Origin of the sequence: Anaerocolumna chitinilytica, from assembly GCF_014218355.1 — a bacterium.
GTDB classification, from domain to species: Bacteria; Bacillota; Clostridia; order Lachnospirales; family Lachnospiraceae; genus Anaerocolumna; species Anaerocolumna chitinilytica.
In genome coordinates, this window is record NZ_AP023368.1 from 5,156,199 (window position 1) to 5,181,519 (window position 25,321).

At 29.4% G+C, this 25,321-nt stretch carries 26 protein-coding genes; 4 read left to right on the forward strand and 22 right to left on the reverse strand.

Features of this window, described 5'->3' with window-relative positions; translation table 11 throughout:
* Window positions 1–11: 11 nt before the first annotated feature.
* The 9 genes from bsdcttw_RS25580 to bsdcttw_RS24940 all read right to left on the reverse strand — a co-directional run bounded on the left by bsdcttw_RS25580 (window position 12) and on the right by bsdcttw_RS24940 (window position 6,399).
* Window positions 12–206: a Mu transposase domain-containing protein gene (locus bsdcttw_RS25580; protein WP_408626494.1), complete on the reverse strand. Its 195-nt coding sequence runs from the start codon at window positions 204–206 to the stop codon at window positions 12–14.
* Between the two features lie 15 nt (window positions 207–221).
* A complete protein-coding gene (locus bsdcttw_RS22645) occupies window positions 222–374 on the reverse strand; it encodes a hypothetical protein (RefSeq protein WP_185257032.1) in 153 nt (50 codons plus the stop codon).
* Window positions 375–1,303: 929 nt separating this feature from the next.
* The gene (locus bsdcttw_RS22655) at window positions 1,304–2,428 is read right to left on the reverse strand and encodes a cysteine peptidase family C39 domain-containing protein (RefSeq protein ID WP_185257034.1); all 1,125 of its coding nucleotides are present in this window, start codon (window positions 2,426–2,428) and stop codon (window positions 1,304–1,306) included.
* A 132-nt stretch (window positions 2,429–2,560) separates the two neighbouring features.
* Window positions 2,561–3,817, reverse strand: coding sequence for a nucleotide sugar dehydrogenase (locus tag bsdcttw_RS22660; protein WP_185257035.1), 1,257 nt, complete (start codon window positions 3,815–3,817; stop codon window positions 2,561–2,563).
* A 201-nt stretch (window positions 3,818–4,018) separates the two neighbouring features.
* Window positions 4,019–4,369 (reverse strand): ATP-binding cassette domain-containing protein, encoded by a 351-nt coding sequence (locus bsdcttw_RS25265; protein WP_185257036.1) that lies wholly within the window; start codon window positions 4,367–4,369, stop codon window positions 4,019–4,021.
* Window positions 4,323–4,640 carry an ATP-binding cassette domain-containing protein gene (locus bsdcttw_RS25270; RefSeq protein ID WP_185257037.1) on the reverse strand — a complete coding sequence of 106 codons (318 nt, stop codon included), beginning with the start codon at window positions 4,638–4,640 and terminating at the stop codon, window positions 4,323–4,325. Before bsdcttw_RS25270 ends, bsdcttw_RS25265 begins: the two co-directional genes overlap by 47 nt.
* A gap of 141 nt (window positions 4,641–4,781) precedes the next feature.
* Entirely contained in the window at window positions 4,782–4,991 is a 210-nt protein-coding gene (locus bsdcttw_RS22675) for an ABC-F family ATP-binding cassette domain-containing protein (protein ID WP_185257038.1), read from the reverse strand.
* A 51-nt stretch (window positions 4,992–5,042) separates the two neighbouring features.
* Window positions 5,043–6,143: a Gfo/Idh/MocA family protein gene (locus bsdcttw_RS22680; protein WP_185257039.1), complete on the reverse strand. Its 1,101-nt coding sequence runs from the start codon at window positions 6,141–6,143 to the stop codon at window positions 5,043–5,045.
* A 112-nt stretch (window positions 6,144–6,255) separates the two neighbouring features.
* Window positions 6,256–6,399, reverse strand: a complete 144-nt coding sequence (locus bsdcttw_RS24940) for a hypothetical protein (protein ID WP_207726455.1) — start codon at window positions 6,397–6,399, stop codon at window positions 6,256–6,258.
* 109 nt (window positions 6,400–6,508) lie between these two features.
* Here bsdcttw_RS24940 and bsdcttw_RS22685 point away from each other — a divergent pair, with 109 nt between their 5' ends.
* Entirely contained in the window at window positions 6,509–6,673 is a 165-nt protein-coding gene (locus tag bsdcttw_RS22685; protein WP_185257040.1) for a hypothetical protein, read from the forward strand.
* Window positions 6,674–6,748: 75 nt separating this feature from the next.
* Window positions 6,749–6,901, forward strand: coding sequence for a hypothetical protein (locus bsdcttw_RS22690; protein WP_185257041.1), 153 nt, complete (start codon window positions 6,749–6,751; stop codon window positions 6,899–6,901).
* A gap of 643 nt (window positions 6,902–7,544) precedes the next feature.
* On the opposite strand, the gene bsdcttw_RS22695 is transcribed toward bsdcttw_RS22690, so the two are convergent.
* Genes bsdcttw_RS22695 through bsdcttw_RS22710 form a run of 4 tightly spaced genes read right to left on the reverse strand, consistent with a single transcriptional unit; the run spans window position 7,545 to window position 13,230 of the window.
* Window positions 7,545–8,576 (reverse strand): nucleotidyltransferase family protein, encoded by a 1,032-nt coding sequence (locus tag bsdcttw_RS22695; protein ID WP_185257042.1) that lies wholly within the window; start codon window positions 8,574–8,576, stop codon window positions 7,545–7,547.
* 24 nt (window positions 8,577–8,600) lie between these two features.
* Window positions 8,601–9,620, reverse strand: a complete 1,020-nt coding sequence (locus bsdcttw_RS22700; RefSeq protein ID WP_185257043.1) for a radical SAM protein — start codon at window positions 9,618–9,620, stop codon at window positions 8,601–8,603.
* Between the two features lie 27 nt (window positions 9,621–9,647).
* Window positions 9,648–11,432 (reverse strand): ABC transporter ATP-binding protein, encoded by a 1,785-nt coding sequence (locus bsdcttw_RS22705; protein ID WP_185257044.1) that lies wholly within the window; start codon window positions 11,430–11,432, stop codon window positions 9,648–9,650.
* Window positions 11,419–13,230 carry an ABC transporter ATP-binding protein gene (locus bsdcttw_RS22710; protein WP_185257045.1) on the reverse strand — a complete coding sequence of 604 codons (1,812 nt, stop codon included), beginning with the start codon at window positions 13,228–13,230 and terminating at the stop codon, window positions 11,419–11,421. The genes bsdcttw_RS22705 and bsdcttw_RS22710 overlap by 14 nt, the downstream gene beginning before the upstream one ends.
* Before the next feature lie 602 nt (window positions 13,231–13,832).
* Between bsdcttw_RS22710 and bsdcttw_RS25585 the strand changes: the two genes are divergently transcribed.
* Window positions 13,833–13,961, forward strand: coding sequence for a hypothetical protein (locus bsdcttw_RS25585; RefSeq protein ID WP_408626495.1), 129 nt, complete (start codon window positions 13,833–13,835; stop codon window positions 13,959–13,961).
* Between the two features lie 336 nt (window positions 13,962–14,297).
* A complete protein-coding gene (locus tag bsdcttw_RS25590; protein ID WP_225903884.1) occupies window positions 14,298–14,456 on the forward strand; it encodes an IS110 family transposase in 159 nt (52 codons plus the stop codon).
* Between the two features lie 384 nt (window positions 14,457–14,840).
* Here bsdcttw_RS25590 and bsdcttw_RS22720 read toward each other — a convergent pair whose 3' ends face one another.
* The 9 genes from bsdcttw_RS22720 to bsdcttw_RS25595 form a co-directional block, all read right to left on the reverse strand.
* Window positions 14,841–15,656: a PHP domain-containing protein gene (locus bsdcttw_RS22720; RefSeq protein WP_207726456.1), complete on the reverse strand. Its 816-nt coding sequence runs from the start codon at window positions 15,654–15,656 to the stop codon at window positions 14,841–14,843.
* Window positions 15,657–15,678: 22 nt separating this feature from the next.
* Complete coding sequence (locus tag bsdcttw_RS22725; RefSeq protein WP_185257047.1) at window positions 15,679–16,797, reverse strand: hypothetical protein; 1,119 nt, start codon at window positions 16,795–16,797, stop codon at window positions 15,679–15,681.
* Between the two features lie 23 nt (window positions 16,798–16,820).
* On the reverse strand, window positions 16,821–17,327 hold the full coding sequence (locus bsdcttw_RS22730) for a hypothetical protein (RefSeq protein WP_207726457.1): 507 nt from the start codon (window positions 17,325–17,327) through the stop codon (window positions 16,821–16,823).
* 76 nt (window positions 17,328–17,403) lie between these two features.
* Complete coding sequence (locus bsdcttw_RS22735) at window positions 17,404–18,630, reverse strand: DegT/DnrJ/EryC1/StrS family aminotransferase (protein WP_185257049.1); 1,227 nt, start codon at window positions 18,628–18,630, stop codon at window positions 17,404–17,406.
* 2 nt (window positions 18,631–18,632) lie between these two features.
* Window positions 18,633–20,111 carry a hypothetical protein gene (locus tag bsdcttw_RS22740; protein WP_185257050.1) on the reverse strand — a complete coding sequence of 493 codons (1,479 nt, stop codon included), beginning with the start codon at window positions 20,109–20,111 and terminating at the stop codon, window positions 18,633–18,635.
* Between the two features lie 404 nt (window positions 20,112–20,515).
* Window positions 20,516–21,775 (reverse strand): DegT/DnrJ/EryC1/StrS family aminotransferase, encoded by a 1,260-nt coding sequence (locus bsdcttw_RS22745; RefSeq protein WP_185257051.1) that lies wholly within the window; start codon window positions 21,773–21,775, stop codon window positions 20,516–20,518.
* 31 nt (window positions 21,776–21,806) lie between these two features.
* Entirely contained in the window at window positions 21,807–23,594 is a 1,788-nt protein-coding gene (locus bsdcttw_RS22750; RefSeq protein ID WP_185257052.1) for an NHL repeat-containing protein, read from the reverse strand.
* A 27-nt stretch (window positions 23,595–23,621) separates the two neighbouring features.
* Window positions 23,622–24,614, reverse strand: coding sequence for a phosphotransferase enzyme family protein (locus tag bsdcttw_RS22755; protein WP_185257053.1), 993 nt, complete (start codon window positions 24,612–24,614; stop codon window positions 23,622–23,624).
* A gap of 557 nt (window positions 24,615–25,171) precedes the next feature.
* On the reverse strand, window positions 25,172–25,318 hold the full coding sequence (locus bsdcttw_RS25595) for a hypothetical protein (RefSeq protein WP_185257054.1): 147 nt from the start codon (window positions 25,316–25,318) through the stop codon (window positions 25,172–25,174).
* Window positions 25,319–25,321 lie beyond the last annotated feature (3 nt).

Genomic DNA, 25,321 nt, shown 5'->3' on the forward strand with positions numbered 1-25,321 from the left:
GAATAAATCTTTCAAACATGTGATGCGATACGGTTGTTATGAAAGAAGACTTCTATACAATTATCTATAGTACGAATATCAACTTTCTTACCAATAAATTCATAAGAACCAGAATACTTACAATCCCCGACAGTTGTGAGATAATCAGGTTGTATGGTGGCAGTTGACCAGAGGGCCGTTTCATTTGGGGAAGCAGGTAACAGCATGAGGAATTCTTTTTCTTATTCAACAAATGCGGTAAGCCTGCTCCCTTTGCTTTTTTGAAATGGTTTTGTATTAAATTCTTCTAGTTTTTCAATAATCGCTTTTTTAAGATCTTCTAATGAGAAGAATTTACGGTTACGAAGAGCAGCAAGAATCCATGTCTCTATCACTTTTTACTGTTCCTTCAGCAGTAGGCTTGTCTTTCGGTTTTATAGGCCTTGCTGGAATAATGGCTGCCCCATAATGTTCAGCCATTTCATAATAAGAACGGTTCAAAATAAGTTCCGTTCGAGTATTCTTGATTACACCGGTTTTTAGGTTATCAAGAACTAAAATACGCGTAACAACCCCCAAAGTGGGTATAAGCATGTACACGTGCTGTGATCCAATGGTTGGATTTCATGTCAGGAAATGTTCCAGCATATCTATACATACTGCATGGAAGACAAGCTACAAACACATAGGCATTTACATTGCAGCCAGCAGCAACATCAAAAACAGATAAAGTATTTCCAACCCAATCGACCTCCATGATCTTTCCAGGCTTACGATTGATACGAAGAGTAGCCTTCTTAGCTGCAGCAAATGCGTGATACTTCTCATTGAATTGTGCATGCTGGTAAGGAATCGTGTTCTCCAATTCACATTTGGTACAGTATTCTGCCCAAAGAAGTGATAGCGTTACGCCTGTTTTGGCAAGTTCCTTATACACGTACTCATAATCAGGATGTTTTCTTCTTTCTCTTGTGGCACGATCAGGATAAAATAGTATTTCAATATCCCTGTTTGTCAGTGCCTCTGGAATTGGCCAGTCTAGGTTATGCGTTTCTGTAAATTTTAAAACGTCAGAAACTGTGTTACGTGAGCAACTGATACTGTTAGCAATACCTGCGTTGCTAAATTCAGACTATGTAGTCTGATGATTTCTTGATAATCAACCATGGTTATCGACCTCCTATAATGAATTTACACACAAATCATGTGTATTTACTCATTATGGGCATTGCACTGAGCAGTAGAAACACCTGCTTTAATTTATTGGAAATGGGTGCTCTGATTTATCAGAAAGCACGCACTATTCAATCAGAATATACATTATTCAAAGATTGCTATTTATTTCATTAATTAGTATATTCATGCTCTTGATCTCGTTTTGTTGTAATATGTTGATGTATTCCTCAAGAGATTTTTTTGATTTATTTATATTTTTCGAGATAATTAATTTTAGTGCAACTGATAATATAATTCTTGCTAGCTTTAAGTTATTTTCAAATAAATCAATGATAATTGTATGAGAAGGTATAAATTCTTTATCTATTAAATATTTAACTCGATTAAGCATTAACTTTTTGTGTTCATATAACAAATGATAAGTTCGTATATCAAGTTCATCAGCATCTTTAATAAATAATAAGTTATTTAATAAATTCTCATAAAACCCTATGTTATAATACTGTAATTTACAATTATAATAAAAACTAAAATGTTTAGAAAAATGTTTAGCCATATTTTCTGAGTTATTGGATATATTTTTTTTATTTGAATTATAACTATTAACATAAAATAACAATTCTTCTAATGTATATTGAATATTGAATTGATAACTTGGTGCTTCAACTCTTTTTATAAAAGTAATATTTTGTTGATTTTCATTGTTTACAGACACACAAGTTACTTGAATATTATATGATTTCAAAAAATCCTCAAAAAAAATTTCTTCCGATATATATCTTCCATTATCCAAATTATCCCTTGCATAAAAAATTCTTTTTTCTAAATCATATCCATATATTAATGTCAGATGAGGGTTATGCTTATATTGATAACAAGGTGACTTGGGCAAGTAATACCAATCTAAATATAATGATATATATAATCCTTGATTTATAGCTTGTATTATTGTTTCTATTATATTATAATTATTTTTGTTCTTTAAAAATTCTTGATCTATATGTAAATATTTCAACGTAGGAGCCGGCATATTATTAGAATATCTCCCCAATTCCAAATGTTCTCGATATGAACTAATGCTTCCTATATAATCGTAAACTTCACCTTTATGAGTCATATATTTATAATATTCTATAGAATAAATCTGTATGAAACTGCTATAAATCCAATCCCAACTTTTAGGATTATTTAAATCAATCACCGAAAACATAACGCCAAATTCTGGATAAGTAGTTAAGATAGGATTTTCATTAATCTCAAGTATTTTTTTCATATCCCCCCCCAATTTTCTATTTAATATTAATTACACAAAATGAGCACTAAAGATAAAGGTTTATATATCAAGCCTATATAATAAACCTTAAACGAAAGAATTTATAAAATTCTCACAATTATTTCAATTGAATCATTCCATCTGCTCGTCATCCAAATCACTTATATAAATATCTCTGGTATATAATTTTTCCCAAACATCCTCTAACTCTTTAGAATATCTATTAGCTACAATCAAGTTAGACATTGATTTAAATTTGACAAGATTATTTATTACCTTATTTCCATGAAACATTTTATCTTTACATTCTGGTTCATAAATTACAATATCTACTTGCCTCTCTATACTCTCAATAATATCAATGACACTACTTTCGCGAAAGTTGTCAGAATTTGCTTTCATAATCAATCTATAAAAACCTATCACTGGTTTAGCATTCCCAAAATCTTTATCTTTACTATTTATTGAAAAATGAGATAGTTTAAGGATTTTTTCTGAAATAAACTTTTTTCTGGTATAATTTGATTGTACAATTGCTTTAATTAAATTCTCTGGGACTCCATCGTAATTTGCAAGAAGCTGTTTCGTATCTTTCGGTAGGCAATATCCTCCATATCCAAAACTTGGATTATTATAATGTTCACCAATTCTAGGATCCAGACCCATTCCTCTAATAATCTGTTTTGTATTCAAATTTTTCATTTCGGCATATGTATCTAGTTCATTGTAAAATGACACTCTAAGTGCAAGATATGTATTTGCAAAAAGTTTAATAGCTTCGGCTTCAGATGGATTTACATAAAGTATAGGAATATTTTTTTTAATGGTACAATATTTATATATTTTAGTAAAATTATACGCATTCTCTTTTAAATTACTATCTATCCAGCACCCCCCCATTATAATACGACTTGGGTAAAGATTATCATAAAGGGCATGTCCTTCTCTTAAAAATTCCGGAGAAAAAATGATATTATTACTGTTAAATCTTTTACATATAGACTCAGTATACCCAATTGGAACAGTAGATTTAATTATAATGGTAGCCTCTGGATTAGTTTTTATAACTAAATCAATCACTTTTTCTATAGAAGTTGTATCAAAACAATTCAGCTCTGAACTAAAATTCGTTGGGGTAGCAATAATTACATAATCTACATCCTTATAAGCTACTATAGAATCCTTAGTAGCTACAAGATTTAATGTATGATTTTCAAGGTACTGCTCTATTTCGTAATCAACTATTGGTGATTTTCTTTGATTAATCATATTTACTTTAGATTCATTAATATCAACAGCTATAACTTTATGATATTGTGCCAATAATATAGCATTTGCTAGTCCTACATAACCAATTCCAGCAACTGCAATTTTATACTCATTTTTCATCTATTCACACTCCTAAAATTATGAAAAAACTAATACTTAAAAACGGTGGAAATTATTTTCTATCTTATTTATTAATATGAGAAATAGTAACCTACTTATATTATAATTACAGGTATTACAAATTTTGATTTTAATATTAGATACTTTTTCTACTTTTGATGAGTATTAATATAATTTTCTAATATATTCTTTATATGCTTTTCATTTTATTGTTTGCAAAAATGTATTGTAATTACCCTTTACCTCTTGTAACCCACCTTCATTCAAATATAAAATATGATCTGCTAACTTATTTATCAAATATCGGTCATGAGATATAATAAATAATGTTCCTTTAAAATTGTTTAAAATAATTTCCAGAGCCTCTCTGGAAATTATATCTAAGTGATTGGAAGGTTCATCAAGAAGTAAAAAATTAGCGTTTGATAGCATTAATAGCATTAATTGAATTCTTGTTTTTTCACCACCACTTAGTTTATTTATTTGTTTGTAAACTGAATCTCCTCTAAATTGAATATTTGCTAATACTTTTCGAACTTCTGTCTGAGACATCAATGGCTATCCTATCTCTTATTTCATTTACAATAAATTTTGTTGAATTTAAACCAGATAGAATCTGGCTATAATATCCTAGTTTAACACCTGGTCCAAAATGAAACTCTCCACTATTAGGTGTAAACTCATTTACTAATATTTTAAAGAAACTTGTCTTCCCACAACCATTTGGTCCAATTAAAAAAACATGTTCTCCACCTCTTATTTCTATATTAATATTTTTAGTAATAGGAGCTTGACTAAAAGAAAAACATAAATCTGCTACCAATAAGTGCTCGACTACTTAAATTTTCACTTGGTAATAATTTTTCTCTGGTTTAACTAAAGCATTTTCCAATCTTTTAATCATTTTCGTCTTACTCTCAGCCATTCTAATATTTTTTCTCCCTTCTCTTTGTTGTTTTTACTTTTAGTATCCCATTTCAAGAGTTCTGGTAGTTACTTTATCTAAGAAATAACTCTCATGTGATATTACCAAAATAGTGCCATCATAATTAATCAAAAAGTTTTCCAGCCATTCCAAATCATTTATATCTAAATGATTTGTAGGCTCGTCCAATAACAATATATGGGTTTTCTTACCGATAATTTTGCTTATTGTATTTTTGATTTTTGGCAAATAAGGCCATATAGTTTCCTCTCTATAAAATATATATTTGCAATACATATTTTAAGAATTTACTAATTCATTAATTTCAGAAAAATCTATTTTCACTTCACTTCCTTGTTCAGCGGATTTTATTATATTATCTATTATTACTTGATTATATAACATTTCATATGAAGGAATAGGTGAGGAATCTGAGTTTCGTATTGCTTCTACTACTGCTTTAATTTTTTTATAACTCAATCGAACATTATCCTTCACACACATTGGTACTTCAACCTCGATTTGTTGTCCTTCTTTATCTTTATATATTTTTAATGGACCACTTATTGAACCGTTCCAGCATTTTGTGGATGGAATTCTTAATCCGCCTTTTGTACCAAGAATTATTGTATCTCCCATTGAATCCATATGCATTGCCCAAGAAATTCTAAAATCTATAACAATATCACCTTCTAAGCGTATAAATGCTGCCGAGAAATCCTCAACATTAAATCGTAGTGCATCATTGAGATTATTATATATCTTATTAGTTCCAAAATAACTAGATTTAAACCCTGAAACAGTCAAAGGTTTTGGATAATTAATGGCATGAAGTACCATATCCAAGGGATAACAGCCAAGATCTCCCGTCACACCTATACCTGCTGTTTTTTTATCAATGAATGTACCATTTGGTATATCTCTACGACAACCACCACCAGTTTGAATGTAATATACTTTTCCCAACTCGCCTGATTCTATTACTTTCTTAATCATTTTCATGTTTTCATCAAAACGCGGTTGCATTCCAACAGCAAATAATTTTCCAGATTTTTTCTCTGCTTTTATAATATCTATTGCTTCGTTTGTAGTAACGCACATAGGTTTTTCAAGTAATACATTGAGTTTTTTATTCAATGCATAAATTGCGCATTCAGCATGCTGGGTATTATATGTACATATACAAACAAGATCGATCTTTACTTCGTCAATCATTTTCTTATAGTCTTCATAAAGTTTAACATAATTAAGATTGTACTTATTAACTAAGTTTTTAGCTTTTTGAAAACAAATATCCGCTGCTGAAACAATTTCAACATTTTCCATTTGTATTAAATTCCTAATATATGACTCGGCAATACCACCCATCCCAATAATGCCCACTTTAACTAAATTGTACATCTCTATCTCTCCTCGTATAATATTTTTTAAGATACATAATGTATCTTTATAACTTAATAAATTTTGTTCAATATGCTTAGTTAAGCCCATGATATAATTGTTTTAGTGTCAATCAGGTAATAGTTCTTTTTTCTCCTGTTGAACCAGTAATGATTGCTTCATAATAAGTCTGTTCCCCTGACATGGAAGTTAGCTTCAAACCGGCTGGTTGTTTGCTTAAGTACATGGACGACCATCTGGCAGTGTGGTTTCGCATCTGTCCATCTTAAGCTGGATTCTTATATGCGAGGGTGTCGATACTCCATGATCATGGGGTTTACCAAGCGATTGAACACTCAAATTTTATTACAAAAGAAGGTGATTTTATGAACCCACTTTACGTTGGAATTGATGTAAGCAGCAAATCCAATGTCGTTTATCTTATGCTGCTTAATGGTAACAAACACAGTAGCTTTTCAGTTGCTAACTCACAGGATGGTTCTGTTCAGTTGGTAAAAAGACTGCTCTGCTTTAAATTCTCAATCCCTTAACACCGCCTCATAGGTCTCGAATCAGCATCTGTCTATGGTGACAATCTCGTGTTTTTCTAAGGGAAGATGCTTCTCTTGCATTCTTTAACAGAAAGATTCATGTCCTCAAATCCCAAGCAGGTCCAAAAGTTTAAAGATGCTTATAATGACCTGCCAAAGAATGATTATGTGGACTCTTATGACATTGCTGACTGCCTGCGTTTTGGAAGAATCAGCAAAGAGGTATAAATAGGAGATTATCACTACAAAGCTCTACAGAACCTTACAAGAGCACGATACTTTGCCGTCTGCAACCTCATCAAAGAAAAGCAGCAGTTTATGAATGTGTTGTTCAAGAAGTATTCAACCATGACACAGGAGATGTTATTTTCAGATACCTTCAGTACTACCGCCCTTGCTGTCTACGATTATTTGAATCTGCAGAAGCATGATTTCCATATATAGAGAAATTCCACTGTTATAATATATTTCACATATCATATATTCCATAAAATATCCCTTATTATGATAAAAAACTTTTTTGATATCATCCACTTCATTTTACTAATGCGTTTTTTGTTCTACTTAAAACATTGTTGAATTGCCTTGGTAAGCAAACTATTTTTAGTTTGTTGTATTCTTTGAATACCCTATGGTAATTGGAGCACCGATCCAGTAGCAAGATCTACTTCGCAAACTCATGTACTAGTTTGACTTTAGTCTTATCTCTTGTAAAATTATTTTATCATGGCTAGTAAAGGCTCCGTTAAAGCTGCTATCATTAGCAAAGCGATCCCCTATCTAAGTAAGGAACAATAAAGCAAATTTATGGTTGTTACTGTTAAGCTCCATGTTCAAATATGCCCCATCTCGTTTTAATATACTCATTTACTTATAATTTTTTATACCACTCATTATCAATGGTACTAGTAATGATTTCACTATCACTAGGTTTTAATTTATCCATTACATAATCAATACCGAGATCCCCGAAAACACTCCGCACAGTATACAATGTATTAAAGATTTGAACTTCTATTTTTGCGTTATTAATTATATCTACAAACTTATTCCAATTAATATCGAATAAATATTTTATAATATATTCTCTTATATCACACAACTTAAGCATACAAAAATTTTCTTGGTCTTTTATTTTTACTTCATATATTGTATCTTTATAAAAATGATAGCAGAGTTGTATGATTTCATATTCATATTCTAAACATTTTATAAATAGACCATTACCAATTTCTTGTGTAATTGTATGATTAATTAATTCCTCAGTACTAATTTGTGGCTTATATTCTCCACCCTCAAAAATAGTTGTATTTATATCTATATAGATACGGTTAAAGGGGGATATGTATCCTGTATTAGAAAATTTTATATATTCATATTCTTGATGGGAAAAAAGGCTCCAACTTAGTTTACTTTTTCGATCCGCTTCTTCGATTTCGTTATCTTCATTAACATACCCTTGAATAAAACCACATTTTAATAATATTTCATTTACTGTACTAACATTTTTTCTTTCTATTAAGATGTCTATGTCAATGAAATCTCTATATATAATATTTTCCCTTTTATACAATTTATCAATTATACTAAATCCTTTTAAAATTACATAAGGTATATTATTATTGTTTAAATACTCAATTATAATTTTTAGGTTGTTTATATATTCATTATACTTGTTCTGCAAATAACATAATTGAATTCCCCATTTTTCTCCTACTTTATATTTAATTTTGTAAAATCCATGATGTTTTAATAAGTGTAGGAACAGCAAATATTGAACCTTATGCTTTTCCATTAATGAAGCTAACTCATCATCTCGTAAATCGAAGTTTGTTAATTTTTCAAAATCTTCATTACTAATATCTGTGCAGCTAACTAATTGCAATATTAACTTATCTAACATACTATACCTCATCATTAATTTTGTTTATCTAATTTCATTCAAAATCATCTCTCTTAAATCTTCATTATTAGTTATTTTTAATTTATTAATGATATTTTGATTTGAAAATAAATTGGAAGGATCACATCCTATACAAGTTTTAGTTGCAACTTTCGTGAAAGCAATACGTTTTTCAACATATTTAGGTTCATTCCAAATCTTATCTATTCCCTTCTCAATTATTTTTGATAATAACAAATCATTTTGTCGATGTATAAGACAATTGCAGGGAATAGCTGTGTTATTTATAGCATCAATATAAATAACACAGAGTGGGTAAAAGCATATATTATCAAAATCATAATTAATTTTTTTACAGAAAATATTCGTACAATTAGTCCTTAATTTTATTTTTGTTTCAGCTAATCTTTTTTGTAAAGTATTTGCAATTCCTTCATATTCTATAATTTCTTTTGCTGATAATTCCAGATCTTTATTATCTTTAATTTGAATTAGTGACCATGAATTTACACCTAATTTTTTTAACAATGGTATAAAATCCAATAAGCTTTTAAAAGTTTTATTTGATATAACTGTATTAATAGATATATCTATTTTATAAATACTGGCATTATTATATTGATTAATCAAATTTAGCCCTAAAGTTGCATTTTCAAACATTTTATCTTTACCACGAAGTTCATTATGTATCTCTACATATGGAGAATCCAGTGAACAAATAATTTTATCCAATCCTGCTTCTTCGTATTGTTTTGCTAATAAAGGCAAAGTTAACCCATTTGTAATTAAGCTTGTTTTCAAGCCCAATGATTTAATATATTTAATCATTGGAATTATATCTTTATGAATTGTTGGTTCTCCCCCTGTTAATCTAATTTCCTTTACACCGATTTGTACTAAATCATTTACTATTTTTTTAAAGTTATCAAAAGTAACTACATTCTTATTTTTACTTCTTGCAAATTTACACATCATACAACCAGCGTTACATGATTCCAATATTCTAATATAAGCTAAAACTGGTGATTGAGCTAATTTATCCATCCTTTGGTTTCCTCCTTTGAAATATGCTCACCTATTATACCAAGCAGCCTGTGATTTATACATTTCAGTATATAATCCATTATTTGCCATAAGTTCTTCGTGAGTTCCATCCTCAATTATTCTTCCTTTATCTAATACAAGGATTCGATCAGCTATTTTAGCTGATCCAAGTCTATGAGTCACTATAATTCCGGTTTTATTTTGCATAATATTTTTAAACTTTTTATACAAATCATTTTCAAGGATTGGATCAATTGCTGATGTTGGTTCATCCAAAACTATTAATTCATATTTTCGGAAAAATCCTCTTGCTATAGCAAGTTTTTGCCATTGTCCACCACTTAACTCAATACCACCAAATTCATTACCAATAATTCTATCTTGGTTTTCTATAATAAATTCTTCCTCAAATTGTGAATTTATGATTGCTTCATTGAACTTTTTATCATCGTCTATATTTTTACAATCACTAATAGCAACATTTTCTTTTAAAGTTAACTTATACTTTCCAAAATCCTGAAATACTGCTGATATGTTACTATAAACATTACGTTTATTAACGCCATTTATTGGAATACCATCATATAAGACTTCGCCCGATCCTCTATAAAGTCCACATATTAATTTAACTAATGTTGTTTTACCAGCTCCATTTACTCCAACAATAGCTATTTTTTCTCCTCTTTTAATCTTTAAGTTTATATTGTTAATAACAGGAATGTTACTTGATGGGTATGAATAAGACACATTTTTTAATTCAATTTCTTTATTTAGCGTAATTTTATTATCATTACCTATTTTATTATCAATATTATCAATGAACTCAAAATAATTTCTTGATTGAGGTGCACTTTTTATTGCATTTCCTATAATATAAAATGTACCATAAATATAGAAGTATAGATCATCAATAGCTACTAAAACAGATGCAAAAGCACCAACTGATATTTGTTGAGTAAATAAATAGTATGCTGCTAAAATGAAACAACTACCAATACTAAAAAATGAAAATATAGCTAACGTAACATCGATATTAAAAATTCTTTTTGAAGTCTTTTTTTCATTTTTATTTAGTTCAATGATACTTTCTTTAAAAAGGTTAGCAAAATATCCTAGAGCACCTAATATTCTTGTTTCTTTTAAATATTCTTTTCCATTCATGCATGAACTAAAATACTTCATTTTACGTAAATTAATAATATTGGCATTTTGAAGTTTATAATAATGTTTTCCTTTTAATATAAAAGACAGAATTATTGGAATACATATTAATGCAACTATTATTAATAATTGCGGATTTAATACAAGCAAATAACTGAAATACCCTGCTAATGTAAAAATTTGGTATATTATTCCACTCATTATATAAAATTGTGTTTTTGTTGTTGTATCAATAGCATTTCTTGCTTTTAATATGTTTTTATACAATTCTACGTCTTCAAATTTATCCAATGCAATATTAGCTAGTTTACTATTCAGATTTTTAGTCATAGCTGCTTCACAATCAACATAAGCATATGAAACTAATAGATCATCAAATCCATCTAAGTAGTGAATTACTATTTTTAGCAAAATATAAGTAATTACAAAGATTATAAATATGTGAATTGAAATATTATTTAACGAATATTGATAAGCTTGCTCAAAAATATTTTGTTGGATAATGAGTAAAAAAGGTTGAATTAAACCTGCTATTATATTCATTAATAGAAATATGCAAAAATATCTTGGGTTTACCTTAACGAAAATACCTATAGTTTTGATAAGAATGTTAAAAAAATTATATTGCTTTTTCTTTTTAGTAATACTCATTCATATTATACTCCTCGCTATACCATTTTTTCTGAGTCTCAAACATTTTCGAATAAAGTCTATCCATTTTTATTAATTCTTCATGATTCCCCATTTCTTCAACGGTACAATTATTAATTACAACAATTTTATCTGCTAATGATGTCGAAGCTAATCTATGGGTTATAAATATCGTAGTTTGCTTTTTGGATAATGCTGCGTATTCTCTATATAATTTACTTTCAGAGATTGGATCTAATGATGCTGTTGGTTCGTCTAATATTTTTACAGGTGCGGATGACATAAAAGACCTAGAATATGCTATTTTTTGCCATTGCCCACCGCTTATATCAATACCGCCTTCATATATCTTACCTAAAACAGTATCAAACTTGTTATCTAATTTGGATACGAATTCATTACTTCCACCCATATTGGAGGCTTCAAAAATTTTAATATCATTATTAAATTTATTCATATTCCCTATTGCAATGTTATCTCGTATAGATACGTAATATTTTGCAAAATCTTGAAACACTACTGAAAAAAAACCATTAATTTCACTTTGTTTCATTTTATTTATTGATATATTATTAATTAATACATCTCCAGCATCAACTTTATACAAGCCCAATAATATTTTTATTAATGTTGATTTTCCAGCACCATTATATCCTACTATTGCATAATGTAATCCAGAATGTATTGTTAAATTGAAATCTTTTAAAATATATTCTTCACTTCCAGGATATTTAAAATATACATTTTTAAATTCAATAGTTTCAAATGACCTAGGTTCTATTTTATTTTCAAATACATCTGGTGTTTCTTCCATTTGATAAAAACTATTTATCTCGGAAAAAAATAATTTATCTTTAGTTAACTGCTTAATAGTACCTATTATATCTTTACTAATATAGTTATTCATATATAATAAGGTAGCGGAAGCTGATATATAAAAGCCAATTGTTATAACCTTTTGTTTAAGTGGTATTAAAAGTAAAAAGAATACTAAACCAATAAATATATTAGATGCTACACCACTAGTAGTAATAATTGTTTGTACTTTTAATTGAGTATCCAAAAGTTTCTTCTTATAAAATCTCAAATTATATTCCCACTGTTTATTTATATAATCAACAAATCCAAAAAGTTCCCTTTCATGAGCATTTTCACGTTCTAATGGAATGCCTGCTAAGTAATCACAATAACGTTTTATCTCAGAAATATCTTTTGTTGAACTATATTCTTTTTTTCCACCATTATAAGCCAGATAATATGACGGTAAAGCTACTAATAATAAACAAATACATATCCACCAGTCTACCATACTAATAATTATAATCGTACCTGTAATACTGACAAAACCAGCTACAAGAGTAAAAATACTCTGGTAATATTCTAAAATCCTTTTTTCAGGTTCATTTAATACTCTATCAATAAGATTACTTGCTTTACTATTTTCTATGTATTCATATTTAATTCTTGACTTTTTGGAATTCATATCAAATGTTAGATTTTCACGTAATTTTCTTTCTATTTTATTATTTAGCAATTCTTTTATTGGTGTATTTATAAAATAATAGAAGTAAATACATAAAATAGGAATTATATATGATACCATTTGTTTAAACCCTGAATTGGTATTATATGAATTAATAGCACCATCAATGAAATTTTGCTTAAATAATAGGCTCAGTGGATTAATGAATCCACTTAATATTATTATTAACCCCCATAATACAAAATCAAAAAAATTTAGCTTACATTTATAGGCAAGTAAAGTAAACAAATTATACTTAAGTGGTGCCTTTTTCATATTGATTTTCCTCGTATAATAAGTTTCGTAGCTAGCAGCTAGCCCATGAAACTTATTTTTGCTCAGTTAATAGTTACTTTTAATAGGAGTATCCTAATGCTAAAATACCCTTAATAGGTAATTAGCAAAGGTTAGTTCTTATTTTCCATGCAAAGCATTATACTATTGCCTCTGGATGAATGCTAATTATGCGAGGTTTCATTCAGTACTTTTGATTAGTATATCCCTATTCTAATTTCCTCATTTTCTTATTCCAAAGGCGGTAATATCGTGAAGAAATCAGATTACTTATCTACTTTATTTATGGGTATCGATGTATCTGCTCGTGAAAATGTTGTCTGTGTTTTACTTTGAACAGAAGAAGCATCATTAATTTGCCGTTCCAAATGCCCAGTCCGGCGTGGAGGAGATTGCCGACAAACTTTTCAATCTTCTGTCTGACAACATTTTTAACCGTGTTATAATTGCCATTGAATCTACTTCCTTTTATGGTATATATATATTGCTAACTTTCTTCCAGTGTTTTTTGGGCTGCATACATTACTTATGTTTATTGCCTAAATCTAAAGAGAGTTGACAACTACAGAAAATCTTTCATTGGCTTGGGAAAGAAAGATCCCATTGATGCTTTTGTAATTGCTGACTTTACTCGTGTAAGGTGCATTACGCACGAACCATGGCGCGGCTCACAGTATCTGGCCTTGCAAAGACTTAAAAAAGACATCGTCTGAATCTGGTGGAGTGTCTGGCTCGTGAAAGACTTATATGCTCTCCACTGTATTTCTTAAGTTCAGCGAGTTTGTAATGCTTAGAAAGGCTGACTATCCATGATTTTATATGCAATAAAGGTAAAATCGTTTTTCATACCGAGAAGAAGTCATTTCTTTTCTTCAGGCAGCTGCCTGCAATTCTTACCCATTAGAGAAATGCCTGTATTAATCATAAACCATTGCAGGAGCATCTCTTTTTTAACTGTTTAAAAGCTTTTGAGCAGGAAATCCAATCCATTGATAGAGCAATCGAAAAAAACAGTAAATGGATTAAATATTTGCGAATACCCGTGCTTATTGTCCACTCCTGGAATCGGTCCTGTATATGCTACGAGTATTCTGTTTGAGATTGGAAGCATTAAAGCTTTTCCTAATCATGATGCTCTTACTAAATATGCAGGCATTGTCTGGATAGAAAACCAGTCAGGTATTTTGAATCCGAAGATACAAGGATGAGTAAAGCACGCAATAAATTTTTCCGTTACTATCTGGTTGAAGCAACAGGAAATGTAATAATCATCTTCTTGCATACAAAGCTTTCTACCAGAAGAAATATGATGAAGTAAAAATCTCATCAGCATAAAAGAGCACTCGTACTTACATCATGGAAATTTATCCGTTTGGTTTTTGGATTGTTAGCTAAAACCAACTTTTTGTTTCACGGGGAGTAGAAAGTACTCCTGCTTTATAAGCTCATTTTAACATTTACTTTTTTACTAAAATATAAAGGTTTATTAAGTGAACTCTTCTTTCAACAATTCCATGAAAATCTTTTAAATTACTATCTTGACATTTCATCAGATTGCTGACTTTCATAACTTAGATTATAAATATAGCATGTTATATATAATTACATATACATAAAGAATTCTTATTAATATCTTCAGATAAATTTTGAGCAATTTGAGTATACTCATTTTTTCTTCCATGAAAATCACTACCTTGAGTTATAAATAACTTATTAGTTTGTGCTATATCTATTAATATATTTTTGAATTGTTCTGAATGACTTGGATGATAGCACTCTATGCCTTTGATGCCAGCTGCAATTAACAGTTCTAATATTTTTATTTTTTCTATTTCAGTTTTATCTGCTCTACCGAGATGAGCTATGATTGGATATCCTGAAGCATTTCTAATAATATTTAAAGCCTCATACGTACTAATAAATGGTTTTATATGAAAACAATAATAATTTTCATAATAGAAATTATAAAATGTTTGATTAGAATTTGGATATTTATGTTTTATTAGTGCTTCCATGTTGTCATATGACATATTTTTGCTTATTTCTTGTATTTCTAATGGAATATTTAATATCTGCAATTTTTTATATATACTGCATACTCCTTGTATTTTTTTTTCTTTCACAATATTTAAGTATTGTCTAAAATCCTTATTTTTAACGTCAATACCATAGCCCAAAATATGCAATTCTAAATCATTTTCCCATAATGTACTTATCTCAATACCTGGAATCAATCTAAAAGAGCCATCAATGATATCCTTTACTTGCAGATATCCATCAACTGAATCATGATCAGTAATTGAGGCTATCTTTATATCATTCTCTTTCATTAAATTTACAATCTCATTAGGTTTAAGAAAACCATCTGAAATATCTGTATGTATATGCAAATCTATACATTCTTTCATAAGATCACCCAATTCTTGGATATTAATTATTTTCATTAATTATATTACAAATATTTTCTATCCCATCAGTTCCAATCATATTTATAAATTTTTTTTCAAATTCTAGTATTAATTCTCTATTTTCTTTTCTCTTGATTTGTATGAAAAGTTTATCGCATAACATATAAATACTTTGCTTATTTTGAAAAAATTCCTTTAATTTTTTTGAAATATAGTTAACTGCATCTTCTTCTGTAATATTATTTGCAATATAAAAATCCTCTATAATATAAGGCAAGTTTAGGAGTTCAAATGGATAGCCAGAATTCTCAAGACCCTTTAAAATTAAATATTGACTATAATTTTGAGGAGGCAAAAATATTGTTGGAATTCCCAATGTATATGCTTCGAGTAGAGTAGTCAAACCTGGTGTAGTTATTAAGATATCACACTCACAAATTGATTTAAGAAACTCTTTATGACTTTTAGAATGAAATTTCCACGCTTCGTTTTTTATATTTTCTGATAACTTATTTGATATCCTTTCACTACAGATAACATCTACTAATTCGTAATCCTCCCATAATGGTTTATACGAATATAAGAACTCTGTCATTTTAAATGGATATGTGATATTTTCTATGGGTGTATAAATATTTTCTACTCCACCATAGTGGATGACTACTTTTGATGAAAATTGTTTTTTTAGGTCAAGTGTATTAACAATGCTACCTACAAAATATGGATTTTTTATGTTGAATTTAGATAATCTTTCTTTTGCATTAAAAGTATTTTGAATAAAATAATTATCAACATCTATTAATTCCTTATTTACATCAAAATAAGAATCATCCCACATCCAAAATAAAGAATCAACATAACCGATTTTTTTACCTTGAACTACTTTAACAAAATCTGGATTCATTGAAGTTAAAATATAATCAAAATTATCTGCTAGATTTTTCAGATGATTTCTATCCTCTTCTTCTCTAACATCAATATAAACAACTTCACATATTTCTTCTCTTTTTATATACTCATATGCAATACCACAGCCACAAAAAACACATTTATTTCCTTCTTCAATTAACTTTAGAGCAATACTAAAAATTTTTGATACTGGCCCATATCCAAATGGTACTGCATTTAAAAGAATTTTCATTTAGCCCTCCTAGAAATAGATTTTCAAGTTAATAAACCTCTTTCAAATTGTTTTATTTCGTCCAACATAATATTAGGTACGTTTTCCATTTTTTTTCGATCATATGTTACATATTTAATTTTTGTAATTTTATGTAATCCTTGTATCATAGGTGAATAGTCAAACTCCTTATTAATAAAAAGTATAATTGGTTTATTATTGGAAGCTGCCCAGCCTAATTCAACATGTACGCCTCCAGACTTTTCTGGAAATGCAACTACCAGATCTGTATTGCACATTTCTTTATAATCAAGTGATGTAGCTGTATCCGCATTCATTAGATTCTCACCATAAGCTTCACGATTATGTGCAGAAAACACACAATATTTGTTATCTCCAAGAATCTTTATACAATTCATAAGAAATTCTTTTTCGTTTTTATTTACTAATCCTGACTCGATATTAATTAATTCAGTAAATGGGTATGCCAAGAAAATTTTCATATTATATACATATGTATTAACAAAAGTTAACCATACTTCTCCTCTCAATAAATTATCATTCTTTCAAAAACACTCTTTCGCTATTTTGCATCTATACTGTAATCGGTTAATAAAATCAAAAGTACTAATTCTCATACTTTGATTTTAATGTTGTAATATTTTTCTTAATATCACGCAAAGCTTCTGCAAATTTATCCATCCACTCTTCCGGACCTAAGAAAAACTTATGACCTAATACAACCGATTTAGTAGATAATAATTCTGCCTCTGGGCATCCATCATTTTTGTACTCACAAGGATTATTTAATAATGTAGGTCTCATGTATACGGGTTCCGTATGACCTTCCCATAGATGTATACCTTCAGCATTAATTATATCAAAGAAATTTTCTCTTGAGAGTCCACACATATTCTTATCATTATAAATGAATGGATAATAGAAAAAACCAAGTTTATTACACTGTTCTGGCAATTTCATAGGTATAATAGCACCATCTTCATCTAATAAACTAAGAAGTTTTTTTACATTTTCTTCTCTGTGCTTAAGTTGTTCTTCAAGTCGATCAAACTGTGCTAATAAAATACTTCCTTGCCACTCAGATAACCTCATATTTAAACTCATTTGGAGTTTTTTTATATTTGGTGCTCCAACAACACTTTCAAAATTATGAAATGCAAATAATTCTCCTGCTATATCATCATTTTGAGCGATAACCGCTCCACCTTCACCAGCAGTCAAAATCTTACCTTGTTGAAAACTGAAGCAACCTACATCTCCTAATGTTCCTACATGATTTCCTCTCCACATAGTTCCTACTGCTTGTGCACAATCTTCAATAAGAAATAAATTATGCTTTTTACATACTTCATTAATCCCATCCATGTCTGCTGGAAAACCAGCTAAATGTACTACAACCACACCCTTGGTTCTACTAGTTACTCTCGCTTCACAGCATTTTGGGTCCATATTAATATAATTAGGGCTGACATCCACAAAAACAGGAACTGCACCTAATGTCGCAATTGGAGTAACTGTTCCTATAAATGTTGCTGATGATACTAAAATTTCATCCCCTGGTCTTACCCCTAACGCTTTCATCGCTAATAATAAAGCTAATGTTCCATTAGATACTGTAATTACATTATGTCCACCAGTAAAATTAGCAAATTTTCGTTCGAATCTTCCAGTTGTACTATCATTCCAATTATCATAACCCAAACGGCACCAAGTTCCAGAGTTCAATGTCTGATTTAAGTTACTTAAATCAGACTGATTCCACACCGGCCACATAGAATTAATTTCTTTTTTGTTCAGTTTTGGTTCTCCTCCAAGTACTGCTAGTTTACTCATATTTATAACTCCAATCTCTTTTCACTATAATTTTTCCATGTAACTCTTTTTTTCGTATTTACTAACTCATCTCCAGGGAACTCCCTCATATTCATACATCGATAACTATTCAACTTCTGCTTATAATTATTAATATTATGTATTTTTAATCTATCTCCGTCTATACTAACATCTGCATCTTGAAATCCAAGAAAGCTAAGAACTGTTTTATATTGCTTTAATGCATCTTCTTCAATTTTTCGCATTTCCATTGTGAACTTCCAATCTTTTTCTAAAACTTCTTCAAATAAATTTACGTTTTCTTTATTAATTCTTGAACAAAATACAGCTTCTTTTAAAATATCCTGTTCCGTTACATTCTTATAAATCTTTTCATATTCAGTATTGAAAAAATTATTATATGAATTTTTTCTACTATACGGGTCAATATTCCGAGCGACATTTAATGTCCATCGACGGGCAGATCCTTCAGATCTTGTCCATATTGCGCCTATTGTAGCCACTTGCGGTATAAACTCATCATTTACATACCTTCCTCTAATACACGATATTTTTTCTCCAATATCAACATCTTCACCAACAAAACGTTCAGGAGTATATCCCCCAATTTGAGAATAGATTTCTGCAGTGAATGCAGTATTCCAACCGCCAGTTACAATACGATTCCAATTATAATTATAATTTCTATTTTGATCTGGCCACAGTGAACGACGTGCTAAGTAAGCTTCAGTAAAATTCCAAGATCTACGCATAGTTATTAATAAATCATTCTGGCTCAATACCCATGGGCATCTATCTTGCTGTCCTCTAATTGCATCTAACTCATGATTTCTATCCAAAGTATCTATACATATTTTTATTTGATATGAATCCATCCATACAGTATCAGCATCTTCTGGTGCTAAATATAAAGGCTCACTATATTCTTTCCGTTGTATTGCACGTAATAATGTGGAGTCGGCTAAAAATCGTCTTGTCATAGTTAATGGATATTGTTCATCTCTAGTATATATCTTTGTGATAAAATGAAAATTTTCGCTTCGTGGAAAATTACTTTTTTTCCATAAATTAAAAATCTCTTCTGAATCATCCATAATTTCATCTTCATAATAATTATTTATAATTACCACTTCATATTTTTCATGTGATAATAGTTGATAATTATTCAAGTGTTGATTCAATAAAAGATTTAAAATTATTGGTAATGTATTAACCTCATAACGAGCAGGAATTAACACTGATAATCTACACTCACTATTCATAATAGGTAGTTGCTTAGCTATTTCTTCAACAGTTTTTTTATAATTTTCGCATAAGCTATCTAAATATTGTGTTATTCGCTCTTTTTCACGCTTAATATTTCTAGCCGGAAGAATATTGTCCAATTGGACTAATTTTCCATTGCAATTATTGATATAACTTTCAAATTTTAATTCTTTGACTTTTAATAAATCTAAATGCTGTTCTAGTGTGACTGGCATATAATTCACCTCCTTCTGCAATCCTTTCTTTATATATATAATTAAATACTACATAATCAAAAGTTTTAAAAAAAATATAAGCAATCCCAGTAACAGGGGAAAAACCAGATGATAGTCAAATCCATTGAGGTATTTGTTATGTATTTCCACATTGCAATGGGTCTGCTTCATTTGATATCCATTTTTCCCAAGGATATTAAGACAAAAACAATTCGCTTTCTACGAACACCGTTGAAAGCTATCGTGTCTGAGGTAACAGCAATATATTATTTAAGTAGCTTATTTTTTTCGCATTATAGCAAAAAAGCCTAAGTTAAGCATAATACGATTTATAATAGACAAACAGGATATTCCTGATATTTCAGAAGATTACCAAAACTTTTTGACTATCAGTAAATATGAAATCATTTAAAAATTAGAGGTTCAATCTTTTGATTATTTTTTTCTAAATATTTATATACTTTTAAAATACCTTTAGCAGAAACATAAGCATCGTCTACTGTCATCGAAGGGCCAGTTTCCAAATCAACAGTTCTTGGTATTTCTACATCAGCTACTGGTAAACTATCTGGCCATTCTGTAAATAGCTCTTGTCTCATACTACACTTATAGGGGCAGATTTCATTATTATATGCATTTTTATTTTTCAGCCATTCTATTTGATGTAATAAATCATGTGGGGGTTTAATACTAATGTTTTCTGCTTCAACAGCATAGATAAACCAGTCTCTATAAGCAGTAAGTTCATATGGTAACTTCAATGCTTTTCTGAAATATATATGTCTTATATTGTCTGGAACAATTCCAACATCAATTCCACAATCACTCAATACTTCTTCATAGACATGTGCAACATTTCTTCTTCTCATAATTTCGTTTTCAATATCTTCAATGCCTTGTATACCTAAAGTAGATTCAAATTCTGACATCATATACCCAAATCCCATGCGCTTATGTGTTGACCAGCCATTTTCTTTACCTTTATTTACAACTTGGCGACAAATATCAGCAATAACATCATCATTGGTAATTACCATTCCTCCTTCTCCAACAGTAAGTATTTTACGTGGTGCTGCGAAACTAAAACATGCAACTGATCCAAATGTACCTACTTTGTTTCCATTAAGCATAGCTCCATGTGCCTGCCCACAATCTTCAATAACAACAAGATTATGGTCTTTCGCTACTTGACATATTGCCTCCATATCAGTTGGATAACCATACAGATGTACAGCAATAATTGCTTTTGTTCGTGGACCAATACGTTTTTTCAAATCATTTATATCAATGTTTAAACTATTTTTTTCAATATCACATACAACAGGTATTGCATTCTGCAATAAAATAGCTGAAGCTGCCGTAACAAAACTTGTTGTTGGTAAAATCACTTCATCTCCTGGTCCAATACCAGCAGCAATTACTGCTGTATGTAATGCTGCTGTACCAGAGTTCACTGCTATAGCATGTTTCACATTATTCCATTCTGCAAACTTTTCCTCGAATTCATGTGTAGCTTTACCACCATACCAATCTGAATACTGACCAGCATTTAACATATCGATAATTTTTGTTTTTGTTTTCTCATTTGCTACTGTTCTAGGAACTATACGTTGTTCTCTACTCTTATTTCCACCATAAAAAGCTAAAACTTCATTTTTGTCCATATCATTATCCTCCTAAATATTTATATTAAATTTATATTACTATCTCAATTACAACTAATCTATGTGCTGAATAATCCGATATAACATAACTATTTTCACTGTTTTTAACAATAAATCGTGGATCATGAAACGAAGATATTGGATTTACATAACCATCATTAGAAGATGATTCTTGATAAATTGGAAATAACAAATTTTTATTTTTATCGTAAACTATAAGGTTATAGTCCATCCTAAATATATCTGAATAGACAGTAATTGTTTCTGTATCACATATAGCTTTAGGACATGAAAATTTTATTGTCATATTCTCTTTATCAGTAAGTTCAGTAATACGTCCTAGGACTGTTCCACTTCTAAATTCAAGAATCCATATACCAATACTATCAACCACTGTTAATGTATTATCTTTATTCATACTTACCTGATGCGGATCTCTAAATTTTATTCCATTAGAATCTTGATTTACTAACCAATGTATACTCCCAGAATAATCAATTTCTGCTACATATGCAGATTCACTATCAACTATTATCAATGTATTATGACTCGTTACATAAATATCGTGAACATCTAGCAATTTTATGGTACATCCATTGCGGTTAATTATATTACTTATCTCGTAAAGAGTTTTTCCTAATCTATCTACAACTAGAATTCTATTGTTTAGTGAATCTGCAATTATTATATCTTCATTGTTTCCCATTCTAGCACATCGAGGCCAGTATAATTTAGCATTAAATACAGCATCTTTATCACCATATGACCAATAAATTTTGTTATTAGCATCAATTTCAATCACTCTATTATTATTCGTATCTGCCACTAACCACTTGTTATCATCTGTCTTTTCAATTGAACGAGGAAAGGATAGAAATCTTCGGGGAACTTCTTTTTGTCCTATATACCAAATGACCTCTCCTGTTTTGCTAACACAAATCACTCTATTATTACCCGTATCTGCTACAATTAAATTTTCGTTAGGAAGACTTACTATTACAGCAGGACAACAAAAAGGTCCTATCATAGCTCTTTCCTCATCTAAAATTGGTAATATGCTTCCTATTAGCTGTCCCTCTTGATTTAATTCTAATATTCTATTATTTCTTGTATCAGATATTAATACTGTATTTCTTGATGAGCATCTTGCACATAATGGACCCGACAAATATCCGAAGTTCGAACCAGGCCTTCCTCTATTTCCATAACTCCAAACAATATTTTTATCCATGTCTACACATAATACCTGATGTAATATAGTATCTGTTATAATAATTTCTTTCCCCTGTAGTACATCGATGTAAGTAGCTTCACCTAAAATCTCTTTACCAGGACGCCACTGCCATATAACTTTGTCCTTATGCAAAATTACAATACCCGCTGATAAATATTCACCATCAATAACGGATTCTTGATCAGCTATTATTACATAGTCTTTATACGTAATAGCCATGCTCGGCCAATGAACCTCATTTATTTTATTAGAATCAAACAATTTCTTTATTATTTTTCCTGTGTCATCAATACAAAGAATTTCTCTAGGATGATTACCACAAACAATTAGAAACTCATTATTTCCCATTTTATGAGCTGATTTTATACGGTTTGTATCACATTTCATATTAATGAAAGGAAATCTTGTTAGTTTCTGTTCTTGAATGTCAAAAATCCAATTTTGACTTTTACCATCGTCAATTATAATAAGCTTGTTATTATATATTTCAATATATACAGGCTTATCTATAGGACTTATTTTCATTTTTTTAATTCTTTCGATACCTATTTCCTTAATAATTCTGCAGCATTTTACATCTTTCATTAATTTTTATACCCTTCGTCAAAAAAATTATATACTATTACTTAATATCTCCTGCCATTTCAGATCTTTTATCAAATTCTTATAAACTTTATATGAATAACAATTCTCTACAGGATATAACCTATCAGGATGCCGAATAATTGATCTAGTGACATATTCACAAACATCGGCAAGTTGAAATAATAATACAAAATCACCAATCATTTTTTTTTCAGTATTACTAAGGGGACGATATAAATTATAAGTTTGTATTATCTTCGTAGCTCTATCTAAATTAATTTCCATGTTATTCTCATCCATAGCCCAGTTATGAATTAATGACGCTATATCATTTATTAAATATGTAATATGTGATTCATCAAAATCTAATAATATTATGTTTTTAGTCATTTCATTGAATAGTACATTCGTATTATTTGCATCATGATGAATTACTCCTGTAATTAAATTTTTATTATTTTTTTCTAAACTTTTTTTAAAACTATAAATAAAATTATCTATATTTATTAATAATTCATTATATTTCGAGTCTACTATTTTTGTTTTATCAATCTTATAAATAGCTTTTATTCTATCCATATCATTTCGAGATCGATATACTTCAGAAGAAAAATTTATAGCTGTATTATGTAAATTAGCTATAAGCTGAGTAACTAGTAAAGCATCTTCTAATGATTCATTATTCATATGATTACCTTCTTCAAATGTAAATAGAGCAGCTTTTATACCACAGAATATGCAATACAAACCGTTGTTTACACTATTTATAATTGATGCTGTATTAAACCCTTTATTAATTAAATAATTTATTAATTCTAATTCAAAATCAATTTCTTTATCAGTCGTATAGTTATAACATCTAAGTACATAACTATATTTATCTGAAACTATTTTTATATTTAAATTATCCTCGCCTTCACTTAACTCTTCTGTTTCAATGTATTGAGCTGAAATTCCATAATAATCAAGTAAAACATTTCTAATATCTTTTAAATCCCATGTAATTTTAATATGGCTCATCTTCTCTCACTCCTTAAAATTATAATCGATATTATTGCTATTAAGCTAAGTAAATAATAAAAATAAAAATATTTATGAAAGTAGAAATGTTTTAATCTAAATAGTATCGAGCCATAAATAAATTGATTATTTCACACCAAGGATACCATCTACAACACATTTTGATACCATCAATTTACACCAATGATACCAGAGCGTAACACTTTATTCCATTATCCTCTTAATGATTACCCACGGATGCTTGCTATATCAGTCAAGGACATGGCCACGAATTGGTACGAAGCATCCTTTTTATGGATATAGCAAACTTCTGTAAAATCCACCACAAAAGGAAGATGGATTCATTGTGCGTACAGGTGGGTCCTCAACTGCGTATCAGTGGAGCCTGGTACGCGAAATAATCAATAAATTTATGCGTTTTGGTATATTATGTAATTATAGTGGTAAATTATAGCAATTGTTTTTTACTTTTACAATAATAAATAAACATTCAGAATGTACTTTCATGTTATCTTATTAATCATACTAATTTAGAAAGTAGAATCATTATAAAAGTTTTAAATATCCCATATCGAAAGAATGTTGCATAAAATATCCGCAAGCTCTTCTGATATAAAAATCCGGCGGCTCTTTGGGCCTTTCGATTGCATAACATCTATATATCTTTTATTAAGGTGGATATTTTTACAGCTCAAGGTCTGCACTTC

Coding starts and splice junctions, on each gene's coding strand:
- bsdcttw_RS25580 (WP_408626494.1), bottom strand. CDS start 206: ATGCTGTTACCTGCTTCCCCAAATGAAACGGCCCTCTGGTCAACTGCC.
- bsdcttw_RS22735 (WP_185257049.1), bottom strand. CDS start 18,630: ATGAGTAAACTAGCAGTACTTGGAGGAGAACCAAAACTGAACAAAAAA.
- bsdcttw_RS24940 (WP_207726455.1), bottom strand. CDS start 6,399: ATGCGAAACCACACTGCCAGATGGTCGTCCATGTACTTAAGCAAACAA.
- bsdcttw_RS22755 (WP_185257053.1), bottom strand. CDS start 24,614: ATGAGCCATATTAAAATTACATGGGATTTAAAAGATATTAGAAATGTT.
- bsdcttw_RS22700 (WP_185257043.1), bottom strand. CDS start 9,620: ATGGATAAATTAGCTCAATCACCAGTTTTAGCTTATATTAGAATATTG.
- bsdcttw_RS22720 (WP_207726456.1), bottom strand. CDS start 15,656: ATGAAAGAATGTATAGATTTGCATATACATACAGATATTTCAGATGGT.
- bsdcttw_RS22710 (WP_185257045.1), bottom strand. CDS start 13,230: ATGAAAAAGGCACCACTTAAGTATAATTTGTTTACTTTACTTGCCTAT.
- bsdcttw_RS22750 (WP_185257052.1), bottom strand. CDS start 23,594: ATGAAAGATGTAAAATGCTGCAGAATTATTAAGGAAATAGGTATCGAA.
- bsdcttw_RS22725 (WP_185257047.1), bottom strand. CDS start 16,797: ATGAAAATTCTTTTAAATGCAGTACCATTTGGATATGGGCCAGTATCA.
- bsdcttw_RS25265 (WP_185257036.1), bottom strand. CDS start 4,369: ATGTCTCAGACAGAAGTTCGAAAAGTATTAGCAAATATTCAATTTAGA.
- bsdcttw_RS22655 (WP_185257034.1), bottom strand. CDS start 2,428: ATGAAAAAAATACTTGAGATTAATGAAAATCCTATCTTAACTACTTAT.
- bsdcttw_RS22705 (WP_185257044.1), bottom strand. CDS start 11,432: ATGAGTATTACTAAAAAGAAAAAGCAATATAATTTTTTTAACATTCTT.
- bsdcttw_RS22680 (WP_185257039.1), bottom strand. CDS start 6,143: ATGTACAATTTAGTTAAAGTGGGCATTATTGGGATGGGTGGTATTGCC.
- bsdcttw_RS22695 (WP_185257042.1), bottom strand. CDS start 8,576: ATGTTAGATAAGTTAATATTGCAATTAGTTAGCTGCACAGATATTAGT.
- bsdcttw_RS22740 (WP_185257050.1), bottom strand. CDS start 20,111: ATGCCAGTCACACTAGAACAGCATTTAGATTTATTAAAAGTCAAAGAA.
- bsdcttw_RS22685 (WP_185257040.1), top strand. CDS start 6,509: ATGAACCCACTTTACGTTGGAATTGATGTAAGCAGCAAATCCAATGTC.
- bsdcttw_RS22660 (WP_185257035.1), bottom strand. CDS start 3,817: ATGAAAAATGAGTATAAAATTGCAGTTGCTGGAATTGGTTATGTAGGA.
- bsdcttw_RS22745 (WP_185257051.1), bottom strand. CDS start 21,775: ATGGACAAAAATGAAGTTTTAGCTTTTTATGGTGGAAATAAGAGTAGA.